A 1,718-nucleotide genomic window follows, 5' to 3' on the forward strand; every position below is an offset into this window, starting at 1 on the left:
CTTCCAGCCTCTCCCGAAATAGAAATTTCATAGCTACATTTTCCATATTGGAAACGGCGGCAAGGGTTTCCCTGCCCTACAAGCGGCATATCTTTCACTGGCTATTGCCATACAAGCTGCATACCAATTTCTACCAGCTTTGGTTGTGCGCCCGCCACCACGCCCCGAGGATAGCAATTGGCACTGCGCCTCATCAGCGGCAAGCTGTTCCTCACAAGGGTCGTCATCCGGCGGCCCAGCTGGCGGCGGAGGCGGAGGCGTCGTACGCCGTTCCGACGGCATCGGGCAAGATTGTGGCCCTGGCTGCGGGGGGGGGACGTAAAACGCAGTCCAAGGGATTGCCACCCCAACACCACCATCGATTCCCTCCTGGACCTGGAACCCAATACAACCCGCTCGGATCCACCTTCATCAGCGGGCTGTTGCCGACATACGCCCACCTTGACGGCCCATTCGGCATACCGAGCGGATCGGGCTGCAGATAGCGCCCGATGGAAGCATCATAATGGCGGTGCCAATTGTAGGCGAGCCCCGTCTCGATCTGGAACTATTGGCCGGGGAAGCGCTGGTTGAGCGTCGCCGTGCCACTGATGCTACGCACCTCACCGTAAGGTAGATAGCTCGCCTGCCAGACGACATTGCGGCCCTGGTCGGTCATCATGACCGGCCGTTCGAGATGGTCAGTCAGCACGTAATAGAGCACCGGCGTGATGCCGGCGTCGGCGACCATCGCCAGCGGGCGGCCTTCGACCCAGATGTATTCGGTGACCAGCGCGCCGGACGCGTCATATTCGGCGATTACATTGCCGTCGAGGTCGTGCACCATGTGCAGCGTGGCCGACGAGGCGGCGATGGTGCGCGAGACCAGCCGCGACAGGTAGTCGTAGATGTAGGCGCCTGCCGTCGTGCCGTTCGTGGTGGCGCCCGAGAGCTGGCCGGCGGCATTGTAGCTGTAGGTCTTGGTGAGCTCCGGCGAGACGGTCGCGTCCTGCGTGACGTTGCCGGCAAGGTCCGACTGGAAGCCGCGGCTCGGTGCGCCGCCGGTGAGGATGCCGGTCAGCCGGTTGGAGCCGCCCTGAAGGCTGTAGGTATCGATAGAGGTGACGCCACCAATGGTTACGGTGCGCTGGGTGATGTTGCCGACACCGTCGATCGTATAGGTGAGGCTGCCCCACGGCCCATCGGCATTCTCGATGAAGCCGTTGGCCGTATAGGTGTAGGTCTCATTGTTGGCGGGGTTGATCCTCGATTGCCGTGAGATTGCGCTTGTCCTGGTATTGCAGCGGATGAGATCCTGGCCTGCTACCCAGGCGTTCAGATGCAGCGTCCGCCGTCGACCTCCAGCGCCACGCCGGTGATGAAGGCGGCTTCGTCCGAGGCCAGCCAGAGTGCGGCGTTGGCGATGTCGAGCGGCGTCGAGAGCCGGCCGAGCGGGATCGATGCGCGGAACTTCTCGCGGATTTCGGGTGTGTCGGCGCCCATGAATTTCTCCAGCATGCCGGTCTCGCCGGCAACCGGGCAGAGGCAGTTGACGCGGATGTTCTTCGGCGCCAGTTCCACCGCCATCGATTTGGTGGCGGTGATCGCCCAGCCTTTCGACGCATTGTACCAGGTGAGGCCGGGGCGCGGCCGCAGACCCGCGGTGGAGGCCGTGGTCAGGATGACGCCGCCGCCCTGCCGCTCCATGATCGGCACCACGGCGAGTGCCGCGTGATAGA

Annotated in this window: 2 protein-coding genes; both read right to left on the minus strand. The window is 63.3% G+C overall.

Annotated features, from left to right (window positions below):
- Positions 1–547: 547 nt before the first annotated feature.
- A complete protein-coding gene (locus EN969_RS35420; RefSeq protein ID WP_063170067.1) occupies positions 548–826 on the minus strand; it encodes an RHS domain-containing protein in 279 nt (92 codons plus the stop codon).
- Between the two features lie 488 nt (positions 827–1,314).
- Positions 1,315–1,718 (minus strand): SDR family oxidoreductase (locus EN969_RS35425; RefSeq protein ID WP_164758620.1); only part of this gene is annotated, 404 nt, incomplete at its 5' end.

Origin of the sequence: Mesorhizobium sp. M7A.F.Ca.CA.003.01.2.1 (genome assembly GCF_003998945.1) — a bacterium.
Classification (GTDB): Bacteria; Pseudomonadota; Alphaproteobacteria; order Rhizobiales; family Rhizobiaceae; genus Mesorhizobium; species Mesorhizobium ciceri.

Coding starts and splice junctions, on each gene's coding strand:
- EN969_RS35420 (WP_063170067.1), bottom strand. CDS start 826: ATGGTGCACGACCTCGACGGCAATGTAATCGCCGAATATGACGCGTCC.